Raw genomic sequence first — 14,383 nt, 5'->3', positions numbered from 1 at the left:
GCGGAAGGGCCCCGGGAGCGATCCCGGGGCCCTTTCCGGCGTCCGGGACCGCCGCCCGGCCCTCCACCACGAGAGGAGCCGCAGATGAAACCGGATGCGTCCGGGGCGCACCCCGAGTCGATAGCATCGGAACCCGCTGACCCCTATCCATCACCCCGAGGAGTATCCGTGTCCGAGCTGCGCATCACCTTGGACGGGGGCGAGCGGGCGGTGCCGGCGGGCACCACCGCGGGCCAGGCGCTGGACGCCGACGGCCGCACCGTGATCGCCGCCCGGGTCAACGGGGAGCTGCGCGACCTCGCGGCGGGCCTGCGCGACGGCGACGCCGTCGAGCCGGTCGAGATCGGCTCCGCCGACGGCCGCGCGATCATGCGGCACTCGGCGGCGCACGTGATGGCGCAGGCCGTCCAGGAGCTGTTCCCCGACGCCCGGCTCGGCATCGGCCCGCCCGTGGAGAACGGCTTCTACTACGACTTCGACGTCGCCGAGCCGTTCACCCCGGACGACCTCAAGCGCATCGAGAAGAAGATGCGCGAGATCGTCAAGCAGGGGCAGCGGTTCTCCCGGCGGGCGGTGTCCGACGCCGAGGCCCGCGCCGAGCTGTCCGCCGAGCCGTACAAGCTGGAGCTGATCGGCCTCAAGGGCGCGGGCGCCGCCGAGGACGCGGCCGAGGGCGCGAGCGTCGAGGTGGGCGGCGGCGAGCTGACCATCTACGACAACCTCGACGCCAAGTCCGGCGACCTGCGCTGGAAGGACCTGTGCCGCGGCCCGCACCTGCCGTCCACCCGGGTCATCCCGGCGTTCAAGCTGATGCGCTCCGGCGGCGCGTACTGGCGGGGCAGCGAGAAGAACCCGCAGCTTCAGCGCATCTACGGCACCGCGTGGGAGTCCAGGGAGAAGCAGGACGAGTACCTGAAGTTCCTGGAGGAGGCCGAGAAGCGCGACCACCGCCGCCTCGGCGCCGAGCTCGACCTGTTCTCGTTCCCGAACGAGATCGGCAGCGGCCTCGCCGTCTTCCACCCGAAGGGCGGCGTCGTCCGCAAGGTCATGGAGGACTACTCCCGCCGCCGCCACGAGGAGGAGGGGTACGAGTTCGTCAACACCCCCCACATCACCAAGGGCCACCTGTTCGAGACCTCCGGGCACCTCGGCTCCTACAAGGAGGACATCTTCCCGCCCATGGAGGTGGACGGGGCCGAGTACTACCTCAAGCCGATGAACTGCCCGATGCACAACCTGATCTACCGGGCGCGCGGCCGGTCCTACCGGGAGCTGCCGCTGCGGCTGTTCGAGTTCGGGTCGGTGTACCGGTACGAGAAGTCGGGCGTCGTGCACGGCCTCACCCGCGTCCGCGGCATGACCCAGGACGACGCGCACATCTACTGCACCGAAGAGCAGATGGGCGACGAGATCAAGCGCCTGCTGAACTTCGTCCTGGGGCTCCTGCGCGACTACGGGCTGAACGAGTTCTACCTGGAGCTGTCCACCCGCGACGACTCCGACAAGTTCATCGGCTCGGACGAGATGTGGGAGAAGGCCACCGCCGCGCTCCGCGACGCCGCCGAGTCCACCGGGCTCGACCTCGTCCCCGACCCGGGCGGCGCGGCGTTCTACGGGCCGAAGATCTCCGTCCAGGCCAAGGACGCGATCGGGCGCACCTGGCAGCTGTCCACCATCCAGGTCGACCCGAACCAGCCGGAGCGGTTCGGCCTGGAGTACCAGGCGTCGGACGGCAGCAGGCAGCGCCCGATGATGCTGCACCGCGCCCTGTTCGGCTCCATCGAGCGGTTCTTCGGCGTGCTGCTGGAGCACTATGCGGGCGCCATGCCGCCGTGGCTCGCGCCGGTGCAGGCGGTCGGCATCCCGATCGGCGACGGGCACGTCCCGCACCTGCGCAAGGTCGCCGAGCGGCTGCGCGAGCGCGGGATCCGGGTCGAGGTGGACGCCTCGTCCGACCGGATGCAGAAGAAGATCCGCAACGCGCAGAAGCAGAAGGTCCCGTACATGTTGATCGCGGGCGACGACGACGTGGCCGGGGACGCCGTGTCGTTCCGGTACCGGAGCGGCGAGCAGAAGAACGGCGTCCCGATCGCGGACGCGGTCGAGGAGATCGTCAAGGCGGTCGAGGCCCGCGTCCAGATCTGACCGGGCCGCCCGGGCACGTGGGAGAGGGACGGCGTGATGAGGAGGACGAGGAGACGGGCGCGGCGCCCCCCGGCCCTCTGGGTCCGGATCGCCGGGTACGGCGGCGCGGCGCTGCTCGCGGCCGCCGCGGTCGCCGTCCTCCTCCTCCCGCTGCTGGACGGCTCGGCGGGCGGCGCCGGGACCACGGGCGCGGCGTCGAGCCCCTCCAGCCCGGCGACCGGCGGGACGCCGGGCGGCGGCGCCCCGCCGGACCCGACGAACGCGGCCCCGCCGCGGAACGGCGGGTCGCCCTACCCCGGCGGCCAGAACGGCGGCGGGGGCGGCGGGCCGGAGATCCCCGAGCAGAACGGGTCGTCCGCGCTCGGCTGGTGCCCGCGCGGGACGGCCTACTACCGCGCCGCCCGCGACGGCGTGGACGTCGCGATCGCCGTCGCCTCCAGCGGGGCCGTGCGGGCCGAGCTGGCCCTCCAGGGGTACGCGCCGCAGTCCCAGCAGACGACCGTGAAGGGCGGCGGCCCGCACACGTTCCACTTCCGGGGGGTCGCGCCGCGGCTCGTGCGGCGGGTGACGGTCACGACCGTGTCGGTGGGGGTGGCGATGCAGACGTGCTACGCGCGCGCCGCGGCGTGACCGGACGGCACGCGGACGTCCTCGACCGAGACGTTGACGGCCGCGACCCGCATCCCGACCATCAGCCCCGTCACCCGCGCCACGTTCGCCTGGACGACCTTCGCGACGTCCTGGATCACGGTGCCGTACTCGACCGCGACGGAGACGTCGAGCGTGATCTCCTCGTTCGCCACCGCGACCCGGACGCCGCCCGCGCCGGGGCGCTCGACCAGCGCCGAGATCCCGCCGACCTCCCGCGCCGCGATCCCGGCGATCTTGCCGATGACCTCGTCGCCGACCGTGACGCGGCCTTCGACCGGCGCGGTGATGTCGCCGGAGGACCCCTGCAGCGTCATCGGCAGCGCGTTCGCCCCCGACGTCAGCGCGCTGGACTCGGGCGCCGGCCGGCCCGGCCCGCCCGCCCGCGGCGGGACGGAGGACAGCGGCGCCCGGAAGGGCCGCACGGGCGCGGCGGGCGGCGCACCCAACGGCCCACTCTGCGAGCCCGACCCGCCCTGCGCGGACGGCCCGCTCTGCGGAGACGGCCCGCTCTGCGCGGACGGTCCGCCCGGTGCGGGCGAGCCGCTCTCCGGGGACGGCTCGCTCCCGCTCTGCCGCGGCGCCGCGCCCTGGCGGGCGGCGGGCCCGGGGAAGAACGGCTGGGGGCCGGTGTCCGGTCCCGGCTCGCCGTCGCCGGTAAAGCCCTTCTCAAGCCCGGTCATGATCGCTCCCCACGGTTCGGTCGGGGGACCATCGTGGCGGAGCGACCCGCGCGGCGTCACGCGGGGGCCGCGGCCGGGCGCGTCCCGCGGGCGCGCGCCCCCGCGCGCACGCGGGGGAGCCCGGCTGCATGGCGCCGGGCGTCTCTCTCTATGCTGCTGGTCAGGCCGTGAACTGAAGGAGACCGCCGCCTTGAGCGCAGAGCCGGAGGAGTCCGTGGTGCAGCAGGGGCGCGAGGACGCGTCCGGGGCCGGGGACGAGCGCGGGCCCCGCTTCGAGGAGGAGCGGGGCGGCGCGGGCGCGCCCGACAACTTCCAGCGGTTGTGGACCCCGCACCGGATGGCCTACATCAAGGGCGAGAACAAGCCGACGGGGGCCGGGTCCGGCGACGGCTGCCCGTTCTGCGACATCCCGCGGATGGCCGACGAGGAGGGCCTCGTCGTCGCGCGCGGCCGGTCGGTGTTCGCGGTGCTGAACCTCTACCCGTACAACTCGGGGCACCTGATGGTCGTCCCGTACCGGCACGTCGCCGACTACACCGACCTCGACGAGGCCGAGTACCTGGAGCTGGCCGTCTTCACCCAGCGGGCGCTCGCCGCGCTGCGCAAGGCGAGCGGCGCGCAGGGCTTCAACGTCGGGATGAACCTGGGCCTGGTCGCGGGCGCGGGCATCGCGGCGCACCTGCACCAGCACGTCGTCCCGCGCTGGGGCGGCGACACGAACTTCATGCCGGTCGTCGGGCACACGAAGGTGCTGCCGCAACTGCTGCGCGACACCCGCCAGCTCCTCGCCGACGCCTGGCCCGCGCCATGACGCGGCGGGAGCGGCCGGTGCTGCTGTACGACGGCGACTGCGGGTTCTGCACGTCGTCCGTCCGGTTCCTGGAGCGGTACGTGCCGCACCGGGCGGAGCTCACCGCGTTCCAGTTCGCCGATCTGGAGGCGCTCGGCACGACCGCCGAGCGCGCCCGGCGCGAGGTGCTCTGGGTGGACCGGACGGGCCGCGTCAGCGGCGGCGCCGAGGCCGTCGGACGCCTGCTGACCGACGCGGGCGGCGCCTGGCGCGCCCTCGGCGTCGTCATGCGGACGGTGCCGGTGAACTGGGTCGCCGAGGCGGCCTACCGGGCCGTCTCGAAGAACCGGCACCGGCTGCCCGGCGGGACGGCGGCGTGCGAGCTGCCCGCCGCGCGGCGTCCCGGCGCGGCGGACCGCGAACGCTCCCGCTGAAACGCCACCGCGGAGCGGCGGAAAATGACCGCATCAGGTCAGTCCGTTCCATTTCAATTTCCAGCGGCCATCCAGGAGGAGATCACCTGGAAGTGCGTGGACATGATTGGACGGCGCCGTCCACGGCCACGGCGGCGGCTCGCGAATCGCGGAATGGGAACCCCGTCAGTTGATCGGCTGATCGCGCCCCTGCCAAACTGATGCCGCGATCGACCGCCGGGACGACAAATCAGAACATGTGGGTCGCCGGTGATCGACAACGCCTACGGGACGGTCCGCTTCCACAAGAAACCGGAACCCCGCGGCCGCAAGGTATTCGTCGGGCGTCGGGCGCCGCGTCCCCGCAACAAGATCACGAACCCTGCGCGGCTACAGCCTCAATGCAAGATCAGCTCCTAGCAGCTCGGAAACCCCCGCGGAGGCTGAGTCCGATGAACGCGGAAACGCGGTGAACGCGGGCCACGCCGCCCGCCGGTAATCGAAACCGCGACGACCAGCCGCCTTCACCAATGGCCGGTGAAGTCCGTCGACACGGAATTCGCGCCTTCCGGCCGTCCCGTTCCGCCGTCGGTGCGAGCCTGGGCCCGCACCGGCGGCCGTCCGCGACGCGGCACGTACGGCCGGGCCCGCGCGGGAACGCCCGTCAGGACGAGCGCTGCTCCGACGGGGGCGGCGCCGACGCCGCCATCAGCTCGGACACGGTGACGAACTCGAAGCCCTTGGCGCGCAGCCCCCGGATCATCGGGACGAGGTTCCGCAGCGCCACCAGCCGGTCGGGCTGCCCCGTGTCGTGGGCGAGGACGATCGTCCCCGGCCGGGTGTTGCCGACGATGTAGTCGACGAGCTGCGGCGGGTCGTGCTGGTACGTCTTCTCCAACATCTTGATCGACCAGAGCGTGAGGCTGTAGCCGAACTGCCCGGCGGCGCTCAGCGTCGTCCCGCCGAGCCGCCCGTAGGGGGGCCGCAGGTGCTTCGGCTCCTTGCCGGTGATCCGCTCGATGGCCGCGTGCGCCCGGTGGATCTGCCGGCAGGCGTCCTCATGGCCGAGCAGCGCGAGGTCGGCGTGGCCCCAGGTGTGGTTGCCCGCCTCGTGCCGGTCCATCCGGCCGTGCACCAGCCGCGCGTTGCGCACCAGGCGCTCGCCCACCAGGAAGAACGTCGCCTTGACCCGCTCCTGGTCGAGGACGTCGTGGACCATCGGCGTCCACTTCGGCATGGGCCCGTCGTCGAACGTCAGCGCGACCAGCTTCTGCGACGTGTCGACGGACCAGGTGACGTCGACGTGGCCGTGGACGGCGGCGGGCGTCCACGGCCCGGCCTCCGGGATGGCCATCGCCGCGGCCTCGTCGTCCGTGCGCGGCAGCGCCGCGCTGATCCCGGTGCCGAGCGCCAGCCCGCTCGCGGCGACGCCCAGACCCTTGATGACCTTGCGGCGCGTGGGCGTGGCGGGCGTGCCCGGCGCGTCGTGGTCCCCCGATTTTCTCATGGCGAGAACAAGGATCCCACGGCGCCGCGGGCCCGGCCTCAACCTCCGGGCCGAGTTGTCGATCAGCCTCCGGGCCTAAGCGCGCTCAGTCCTAGGGATGACGCTCCGGCGCGGGCCTCGCCCGCGCCGGAGCGCCCGGGCGGGTCAGCCGTCCTTCGACTCGGCCGCGACCTTGTCGGCGAGGTGCGAGGGGAGCGGTTCGTAGCGGAGGAACGTCCGGCTGAACGTCCCGGTTCCCTGCGACATGGAGCGCAGGTCGATGGCGTAGCGGATGATCTCCAGTTGCGGCACCTCGGCCTTGATCATGGTGCGGCCGCCGGGCACCGACTGGGAGCCGAGCACCCGGCCGCGCCGCGACGACAGGTCGGACATGATCGCGCCCACGTAGTCGTCGGCGACCAGCACGTCGACCTCGTCCACCGGTTCCAGGAGCAGGATCGGCACCTGGCCCGCCGCGTCCTTCAGCGCGAGCGCCCCGGCGGCCTGGAACGCCATGTCGGACGAGTCCACCGAGTGGGCCTTGCCGTCGTGCAGGGTGACCTTGATGTCGACGAGCGGATACCCGGCGGACACGCCGCGCGCCATCTGCTGCCGGACGCCCTTCTCCACCGAGGGGATGAACTGGCGGGGGACCACGCCGCCGACGATCTTGTCGACGAACTCGAACCCCTCGCCGGACGGGAGCGGCTCCACGTCGATGTGGCAGATCCCGTACTGGCCGTGCCCGCCGCTCTGCTTGACGTGCCGGCCGAGGCCCTTCGCCGTCCCGCCGAACGTCTCGCGCAGCGGCACCCGCAGGTCGATCCGCTCGACCTCGACCCCGTACCGGGACCGCAGCCGGTCGATCAGGACGTCGGCGTGCGCCTCGCCCATGCACCACAGGACGAGCTGGCGCGTCTCGGAGTTGTTCTCAAGCCGGAGCGTCGGGTCCTCCGCGACGAGGCGGCCGAGCGCCTGGCTGAGCTTGTCCTCGTCGGCCTTGGACTTGGCCCGGATCGCCACCGGCAGCAGCGGGTCGGGCATCGACCAGGGCGCCATCACCATCGGGGAGCCGGGATCGGACAGCGTGTCGCCCGTCTCGGCGCGGCTGAGCTTCGCGACCGCGCAGATGTCGCCCGCGATGCACGACGACGCCGTCCGCTGCGTCTTGCCGAGCGGGGAGGTGAGCGCGCCGACCCGCTCGTCGACGTCGTGGTCCTCGTGGCCGCGGTCCGCCATGCCGTGCCCGGAGACGTGCACGGTGGTGTCCGGGCGCAGCGTCCCGGAGAAGACCCTGACGAGCGAGATCCGCCCCACGTACGGGTCGGACGTCGTCTTGATCACCTCGGCGACGAGCGGCCCGTCCGGGTCGCACGCCACCTCCCTGGCGGGGCCGCCCTTCACCGGGGTCACCGACGGGATGCCGTGTTCGAGGGGGGAGGGGAACGCCTGGCTGATGACCTCCAGCAGCTCCTGCATGCCGATCACCGGGCCGGGGTGGTCGCCGTGCGGGACGGACGTGGCGAGGACGGGGTAGAAGCTGCCGCGCGCCACCGCGGTCTCCAGGTCCTCGATGAGCGCCTTGACGTCGATGTCCTCACCGGACAGGTACCTGTCCATGAGCGACTCGTCCTCGCTCTCCTGGATGATCCCCTCGATCAGCGACGCGCGCTGCTCGGCGATCTGGTCGAGGTACTCCGGATCGGGGTCGCACTCGGTGCGCGTCCCGGTCGCGTAGTCGAGGCAGCGCTGCGTCAGCAGGCCGATCAGGCCGGTCGGCCCGTCCCCCGAGCCGACCGGGAAGTACAGCGGGGCGACGCCCTCGCCGAAGACGTCCTGGCAGCTCATGACGACGTCGTCGAAGTCGCCGCGCTGCTGGTCGATCTTCGTGATGACGACCGCGCGGGGCATCCCGACCGCCGCGCACTCCTCCCACAGCATCCGGCTGAGCCCGTCGATGCCGTCCACCGCCGAGATCACGAAGAGCGCGGCGTCCGCGCCGCGCAGCCCGGCCCGCAGGTCGCCGACGAAGTCGGCGTAGCCGGGGGTGTCGATGAGATTGATCTTGACGCCGCCGTAGTCGAACGGGGCGAGCGCGAGGTTGACCGAGCGCTGCTGGCGCACCTCGACCTCGTCGTAGTCGCTGACGGTGGTGCCGTCCTCGACCCTGCCCGCGCGCTGCAGCGTGCCCGTCGCGGCGAGCAGCGCCTCGACGAGTGTCGTCTTCCCGGCGCCCGAATGGCCGACCAACGCGACGTTGCGCACCTTGTCGCACCCGCCGGCCTCCGGTGCCCTGCCGGGGGCTCCCGGGTGGCCTCCCTTGTCCGCCATGACTACCTCCTCGGACGGGTCTCCGCGCGTGTCGCGCGGGCAGGCCCGCGTGCGGTACCGGCCCGGCCCCGGCGCGGGGGCCCGGCCCTGACGTCCGAGTGCGGCGTCCGACCTCGTCCAACGTGCGTGACCGACGTCACACCCGTACCACCACCTTTTCCCGTGACGGGCGGGATCACAAGGGGTGGACGGCAATCAACTGTGATCTGTCCGCGCCGGGGCGCGGCAAACCGTCCCCGGACGCGGGCCCCGCCCCGGCGCTCCGCCTCCGCACGCCGCGGGCCCGCCTCCGCACTACGATGGGCGCGCCGCGGCGGACCGCGACGTCACGCGGCCGACGCCCCCAGCGAAGAACGAGATCGGACGGCGATGCTCAACAACATCAGGCCCGCGCTTGAACGCGTCCTCACCCCCGTCGGAAACGCGGTCGCGCGGAGCGGGCTCTCGCCCAACGCCATCACCGTCGTCGGGACGCTCGGCGTCGCCGCCGGCGCGCTCGTGCTGTTCCCGCGCGGCGAGTTCTTCTGGGGCACGATGGTCATCACCGCGTTCGTCCTGTTCGACATGCTGGACGGCGCCGTCGCCCGCGTCACCGGGAAGATCTCCAAGTTCGGCGCGTTCCTCGACTCCACGATGGACCGGGTGGCCGACGCCGCGATCTTCTCCGGCCTGATGATCGGCCTGTACCGCGACGACCAGGACCTGCTCGCCGGCGTCGCCCTGTACTGCCTGGTCTCCGGGGTCGTGGTGTCCTACGCCAAGGCCCGCGCCGAGGGCCTCGGGTACACCTGCAACGTGGGCATCGCGGAACGCGCCGAGCGGCTGATCGTCGCGCTCGTCGCCGCCGGGTTCGACGGGCTCGGCGTCCCCTACATCCTCGCGGTCGCGCTGTGGGTGCTCGCCGGGCTCAGCACCGTCACGGTCGGGCAGCGGTTCGCCACCGTGTACGCGCAGGCGCGCGCCGCGGCCGCCGCGGCGGCGGCGCGGGAGCCGGAGCCGCACCCATGACCCCGGCCCGGCCGCCGTCGCGCGGGACCGGTCCGTCGCTGCGCGACGAGGTGGCCGACGCCGCCTACGCGGTCGGCTGGACGGTCGTGCGGAAGATGCCGGAGACGGCGGCCAGGCTCGCGTTCGCCGCGCTCGCCGACCGCACCTGGCACCGCTGCGGCTCCGGGGTGCGGCAACTGGAGAAGAACCTGTGCCGCGTCCTCGGCAAGGACGCCGTCGACGACGAGGTCCGCGTCCTCAGCAAGAAGGTGCTGCGGTCCTACTTCCGCTACTGGCTGGAGGTGTTCCGGCTGCCCGAGTACGACCGGGAGCGGATCCTCGGCCGGATGCGGGTCACCGGCGAGCAGAAGATCTTCACCACGCTCGACTCCGGGCGCGGCGTGATCCTCGCGCTGCCGCACATGGGCAACTACGAGCACGCGGGCGCGTGGCTGGTGCACAGCGGGTACCCGTTCACCACGGTCGCCGAGCGGCTGCGGCCCGAGTCGCTGTTCGACCGGTTCGTCGAGTTCCGCGAGGGGCTCGGCATGGAGGTGCTCGCGCACCGGGGGGCGTCCGCCTACGGGCGCATGGCGCAGCGGCTCCGCGCGGGCCGCCCGGTGTGCCTCGTCGTCGACCGCGACCTCACCGCGAGCGGCATCGACGTCGAGTTCTTCGGCGCCACCGCGCGGATGCCCGCCGTGGCCGCCGCGCTGGCCGTCCAGACCGGCGCCGCCCTCATCCCCGTGACACTCTGGTACGAGGGGGAGTACTGGGCCGCGCGCGTCCACGACGAGATCCCGGTGCCGGACGGCGGCGGCAGGCAGGAGAAGATCCAGGCGATGACGCAGGGGCTCGCGCGGGTCTTCGAGGCGGGCATCGCCGCCCACCCCGAGGACTGGCACATGCTGCAGAAGGTCTGGGTGGACGACCTCGCGGACGAGGACCGCTGAGGCGATGAAGGTCGGCATCGTCTGCCCGTACACGTGGAATGTGCCGGGCGGCGTCCAGCAGCACATCGGCGACCTCGCCGAGGCGCTGGTCGCGCTCGGCCACCGGGTGTCGGTGATCACCCCGGCGGACGACGGCGCGCGGCTGCCGCCCTACGTGACGTCCGCCGGGCGCGCCGTGCCCGTGCCCTACAACGGGTCGGTGGCGCGGCTGGCGTTCGGGTTCCGGTCGGCGGGCCGAGTCCGGCGCTGGATCCGCGAGGGCGGGTTCGACGTCCTGCACGTCCACGAGCCGACCGCGCCGTCGCTCGGCCTGCTCGCCTGCTGGGCGGCCGACGGGCCGATCGTCGGCACCTTCCACGCGTCCTACGAGCGGTCGCGGGCGCTGTCGGTGATGTCGCCGATCCTGCAGAGCGCGCTGGAGAAGATCACCGGCCGGATCGCGGTGTCGGAGGCCGCCCGGACCAGCCTCGTCGAGCACCTCGGCGGCGACGCCGTGCTGATCCCGAACGGCGTCGCGACCGAGCGGTACGCGGTCGCGGCCCCGCTGCCCGGCTGGCCCGGCCGCGCGGACGTCCCGCGCGGCCCGGACGACCCGGCGGCGCTCGGCTTCCTCGGCCGGATCGACGAGCCCCGCAAGGGCCTGGACGTGCTGCTGCGCGCCTTCGAGATACTCGCGCCGGCGCGGCCCGGCCTGCGGCTGCTGATCGCCGGGCCCGGCGACGCGGACGACGCGCTCTCGCGCGTCCCGCCGGGGCTGCGCGACCGGGTCGTCGTGCTCGGCCTGGTCAGCGAGGCCGACAAGGTCCGCGCCTACCACTCGGTGGACGTGTTCGTCGCGCCGAACCTCGGCGGGGAGAGCTTCGGGATCGTCCTCGCCGAGGCGATGTCGGCGGGCGCGCCGATCCTCGCCAGCGACATCGAGGCGTTCGACCGGGTCCTGCTCGGCGGCCGGGCCGGGGCGCTTTTCCCGGCGGGCGACCACGCGGCCCTCGCGGCGGCGGCCGGCGAGCTGCTGGACGACCCGGCGCGCCGCAAGCGGCTGTCGGCGGAGGCCCGCGCCGCCGTCCGCGCCTACGACTGGTCCGCCGTGGCGAGGGACGTGCTGCGCGTGTACGAGACGGTCACGCTCGCCGGCGCGGGCGCCCCCGTCGTCGAATCCGGCCTCGGGGCCTGACCCGTGTCCTACGACTGGATCATCGACGTCCTGTTCTGGTTCGCCGTCGTGTTCCTGGTCGGCGTGTACGTGTCGTGGCGCGCCACCCGGCTCGACCGGCTGCACGTCCGCGTCGAGACGGCCCGCGCCGCGCTGGACGCCGCGCTCGTCCGGCGCGCCGCCGCCGCGCTGGAGCTCGCCGCGTCCCGGCTCCTCGACCCGGCCGCCAGCCTCGTCCTCGCGACCGCCGCGCACGAGGCCCGCACCGCAGACGCCGACAACCGCGAGTTCGCCGAGAGCGACCTGTCCCGGGCGCTGCGCGCGGTCGTCGACCAGCCCGACTTCGTCGGCGCGCTCACCGCCGGGGCCGCCGGCGACGGGGAGGCGGTGCTGGAGGAGCTGACCTCGTCCGCCGCGCGGGTCGCCTATGCCCGCCGGTTCTACAACGACGCCGTCCGGCAGGCGCGGGCCGCGCGCCGCAAGCCGCTGATCCGGGTGCTGCCGCTCGCCGGGCGCGCCCCGCTGCCCGACTTCTTCGAGATCGACGACGACCCGCCCGGGGCGTGATCCCGCCGCGGGGCCGGCCCGTACCGCGGACGGGGACGGGCGCATCCGGGCGTTCGCTACCCTCTAGGACTCTCTGGGCGACCGGACAAGGGAGGGGCAGATCGTGCGATCCGTCTGGGACAGCACCGTCAGGGGCCGGGGGGCCGTGTGGTTCGGCCTGCTCGCGCTCGGCGCCGCCGCGCTGTCCGCCTGCTCCGACTCGGGCGGCCCGAAGTCCGCGGCGCCGCCGAGCAGCACGGGCGCGCCCAGCGAGAGCCCGACGCCGGCCCCCGCGACGCACCCCTTCAACGGAGGCACGAAGGGGCTGGCCAACCCCGTCCTCGCGGTCAAGGTCGAGAACACGCGCCCGGCGCTGCCGCAGAGCGGGGTGTCGGCCGCCGACATCGTGTACGTCGAGCAGGTCGAGGGCGGTGAGACGCGGCTGATGGCGGTGTTCTCGTCCCGGCTGCCGAAGCGGGTTGGACCGGTCCGCAGCGCCCGGATCTCCGACCTGCACATCCTGCCGCAGTTCGGACGCCCCGCCTTCGCGTTCTCCGGCGTCCAGAGCAAGATGAAGAAGTACGTGCGCAAGGCGCCGCTGTACGACCTGTCCCAGGAGTCGGCGGGCGCCGCGTACTTCCGTTCGGGGGCGCGGCGCATCCCCTACAACCTCTACGCCGACCCGAGGGACCTGCTGAAGCGGGCGCCGAAGGCCGCCAAGCCGCGCGACATCGGCTTCCGCTTCGGGGACGCCCCAGCGGGCGGCAGGCGCGTCAGGTCCTTCACGGCGCGGTGGCCCGCCGCGACGATGGGGTTCACCTGGTCGGCCAAGCAGAGGCGGTGGCTCGCGAGCTGGGGCGGGCGGCCCGACGTCGCCGCCGAGGGCGGCGTCCTCGGCGGACGGACGGTCGTCGTCCAGTACGCCAAGACGACCCGGTCGAAGTTCCACGACTTCCTCGGCAGCTACACGCCCCTGATCCACACCACCGGGACGGGACGGGCCGTCGTCCTGCGGGACGGCAAGGCGTTCAGCGCCAAGTGGTCGCGCCCGTCCGAGAGCCAGGGGACGACCTACACCACGGCTGACGGAGCGCCCATGAACTTCGCCCCCGGGCAGGTCTGGGTCGTGCTCGTCAACGACGGGAAACCGTACATCCCGTAACCGCCGCGCCGCGCGCGCTGACACAATGCGGGTCGAGACGCCGGACGAGCAGGCAATACCATGGAAGGGACTTATCGTCCGTGCAGTGAGGAATGCCCGTGTCCACTTCCACTCCCGTCCCTGAGAACGCCGCGCCCGAGACCGGGACCGCCCGCGTCAAGCGCGGCATGGCGGAGATGCTCAAGGGCGGCGTGATCATGGACGTCGTCACGCCCGAGCAGGCCAAGATCGCCGAAGACGCGGGCGCGGTCGCCGTGATGGCCCTGGAGCGGGTGCCCGCCGACATCCGCGCCGAGGGCGGCATCTCCCGGATGAGCGACCCCGACATGATCGACGGGATCATCGCCGCGGTGTCCATCCCGGTGATGGCGAAGGCCCGCATCGGCCACTTCGTCGAGGCCCAGGTGCTGCAGGCGCTCGGCGTCGACTACGTCGACGAGTCCGAGGTGCTCACCCCGGCCGACTACGAGAACCACATCGACAAGTGGGCGTTCACCGTCCCGTTCGTGTGCGGCGCCACCAACCTCGGCGAGGCCCTGCGCCGCATCACCGAGGGCGCGGCGATGATCCGCTCCAAGGGCGAGGCGGGCACCGGCGACGTCTCCAACGCCACCACGCACATGCGCAAGATCCGCGCGGAGATCCGGCGGCTGCAGAACCTGCCGGAGGACGAGCTCTACGTCGCGGCGAAGGAGCTCCAGGCCCCCTACGAGCTGGTCAAGGAGGTCGCCGAGGCCGGGAAGCTGCCCGTGGTGCTGTTCACCGCCGGCGGCATCGCGACGCCCGCCGACGCCGCCATGATGATGCAGCTCGGCGCGGAGGGCGTCTTCGTCGGCTCCGGCATCTTCAAGTCCGGCAACCCGGCCCAGCGCGCCGAGGCGATCGTGAAGGCCACCACCTTCCACGACGACCCCGGGGTGATCGCCAAGGTGTCGCGCGGGCTCGGCGAGGCCATGGTCGGGATCAACGTGGCCTCCCTCGGCGACGACCAGAAGTTCGCGGGCCGCGGCTGGTAACCGGATCGGGGGACCCCTCTCCACACCGGCCCCTGACAGGGTTTACGCTGGCGGCGCGGCCGGTGAGGAG

Annotated in this window: 13 protein-coding genes; 10 read left to right on the top strand and 3 right to left on the bottom strand. The window is 73.3% G+C overall.

Annotated features, from left to right (window positions below; translation table 11 throughout):
• The first annotated feature begins 168 nt into the window (after positions 1-168).
• Together thrS and ACH01S_RS22205 are read left to right on the top strand one after the other, a co-directional pair.
• Positions 169-2,145 carry a threonine--tRNA ligase gene (gene thrS / locus ACH01S_RS22210; protein WP_067894458.1) on the top strand — a complete coding sequence of 659 codons (1,977 nt, stop codon included), beginning with the start codon at positions 169-171 and terminating at the stop codon, positions 2,143-2,145.
• A 36-nt stretch (positions 2,146-2,181) separates the two neighbouring features.
• Positions 2,182-2,775, top strand: coding sequence for a hypothetical protein (locus tag ACH01S_RS22205; RefSeq protein WP_067894453.1), 594 nt, complete (start codon positions 2,182-2,184; stop codon positions 2,773-2,775).
• Here the strand turns inward: ACH01S_RS22205 and ACH01S_RS45435 are convergent.
• Entirely contained in the window at positions 2,754-3,476 is a 723-nt protein-coding gene (locus ACH01S_RS45435) for an Asp23/Gls24 family envelope stress response protein (RefSeq protein ID WP_218010351.1), read from the bottom strand. The genes ACH01S_RS22205 and ACH01S_RS45435 overlap by 22 nt on opposite strands.
• 190 nt (positions 3,477-3,666) lie before the next feature.
• Here ACH01S_RS45435 and ACH01S_RS22195 point away from each other — a divergent pair, with 190 nt between their 5' ends.
• Both ACH01S_RS22195 and ACH01S_RS22190 read left to right on the top strand, forming a co-directional pair.
• Complete coding sequence (locus ACH01S_RS22195) at positions 3,667-4,287, top strand: HIT family protein (protein ID WP_370671581.1); 621 nt, start codon at positions 3,667-3,669, stop codon at positions 4,285-4,287.
• Positions 4,284-4,700 (top strand): thiol-disulfide oxidoreductase DCC family protein, encoded by a 417-nt coding sequence (locus ACH01S_RS22190; protein WP_067894451.1) that lies wholly within the window; start codon positions 4,284-4,286, stop codon positions 4,698-4,700. Before ACH01S_RS22195 ends, ACH01S_RS22190 begins: the two co-directional genes overlap by 4 nt.
• A gap of 643 nt (positions 4,701-5,343) precedes the next feature.
• Here the strand turns inward: ACH01S_RS22190 and ACH01S_RS22185 are convergent.
• A complete protein-coding gene (locus tag ACH01S_RS22185; protein WP_067894448.1) occupies positions 5,344-6,186 on the bottom strand; it encodes a polysaccharide deacetylase family protein in 843 nt (280 codons plus the stop codon).
• A gap of 144 nt (positions 6,187-6,330) precedes the next feature.
• Positions 6,331-8,496, bottom strand: a complete 2,166-nt coding sequence (locus ACH01S_RS22180) for an elongation factor G-like protein EF-G2 (RefSeq protein WP_067894445.1) — start codon at positions 8,494-8,496, stop codon at positions 6,331-6,333.
• A gap of 369 nt (positions 8,497-8,865) precedes the next feature.
• Between ACH01S_RS22180 and pgsA the strand changes: the two genes are divergently transcribed.
• The 6 genes from pgsA (at position 8,866) to pdxS (ending at position 14,313) form a co-directional block, all read left to right on the top strand.
• Positions 8,866-9,504, top strand: a complete 639-nt coding sequence (gene pgsA, locus ACH01S_RS22175) for a phosphatidylinositol phosphate synthase (RefSeq protein ID WP_067894442.1) — start codon at positions 8,866-8,868, stop codon at positions 9,502-9,504.
• Positions 9,501-10,436: a phosphatidylinositol mannoside acyltransferase gene (locus ACH01S_RS22170; protein WP_148344816.1), complete on the top strand. Its 936-nt coding sequence runs from the start codon at positions 9,501-9,503 to the stop codon at positions 10,434-10,436. Before pgsA ends, ACH01S_RS22170 begins: the two co-directional genes overlap by 4 nt.
• 4 nt (positions 10,437-10,440) lie before the next feature.
• Entirely contained in the window at positions 10,441-11,610 is a 1,170-nt protein-coding gene (locus ACH01S_RS22165) for a glycosyltransferase family 4 protein (protein WP_067894441.1), read from the top strand.
• Between the two features lie 3 nt (positions 11,611-11,613).
• Positions 11,614-12,156: a LemA family protein gene (locus ACH01S_RS22160; protein WP_083980983.1), complete on the top strand. Its 543-nt coding sequence runs from the start codon at positions 11,614-11,616 to the stop codon at positions 12,154-12,156.
• 103 nt (positions 12,157-12,259) lie between these two features.
• Positions 12,260-13,297, top strand: a complete 1,038-nt coding sequence (locus ACH01S_RS22155; protein ID WP_083980982.1) for a DUF3048 domain-containing protein — start codon at positions 12,260-12,262, stop codon at positions 13,295-13,297.
• 92 nt (positions 13,298-13,389) lie between these two features.
• A complete protein-coding gene (gene pdxS / locus ACH01S_RS22150; RefSeq protein ID WP_067894438.1) occupies positions 13,390-14,313 on the top strand; it encodes a pyridoxal 5'-phosphate synthase lyase subunit PdxS in 924 nt (307 codons plus the stop codon).
• Positions 14,314-14,383: the final 70 nt, after the last annotated feature.

It is taken from the genome of Actinomadura chibensis NBRC 106107, from assembly GCF_001552135.1.
In the GTDB taxonomy this organism is placed as follows: Bacteria; Actinomycetota; Actinomycetes; order Streptosporangiales; family Streptosporangiaceae; genus Spirillospora; species Spirillospora chibensis.
This window is presented reverse-complemented; position numbering and strand designations above follow the sequence as displayed.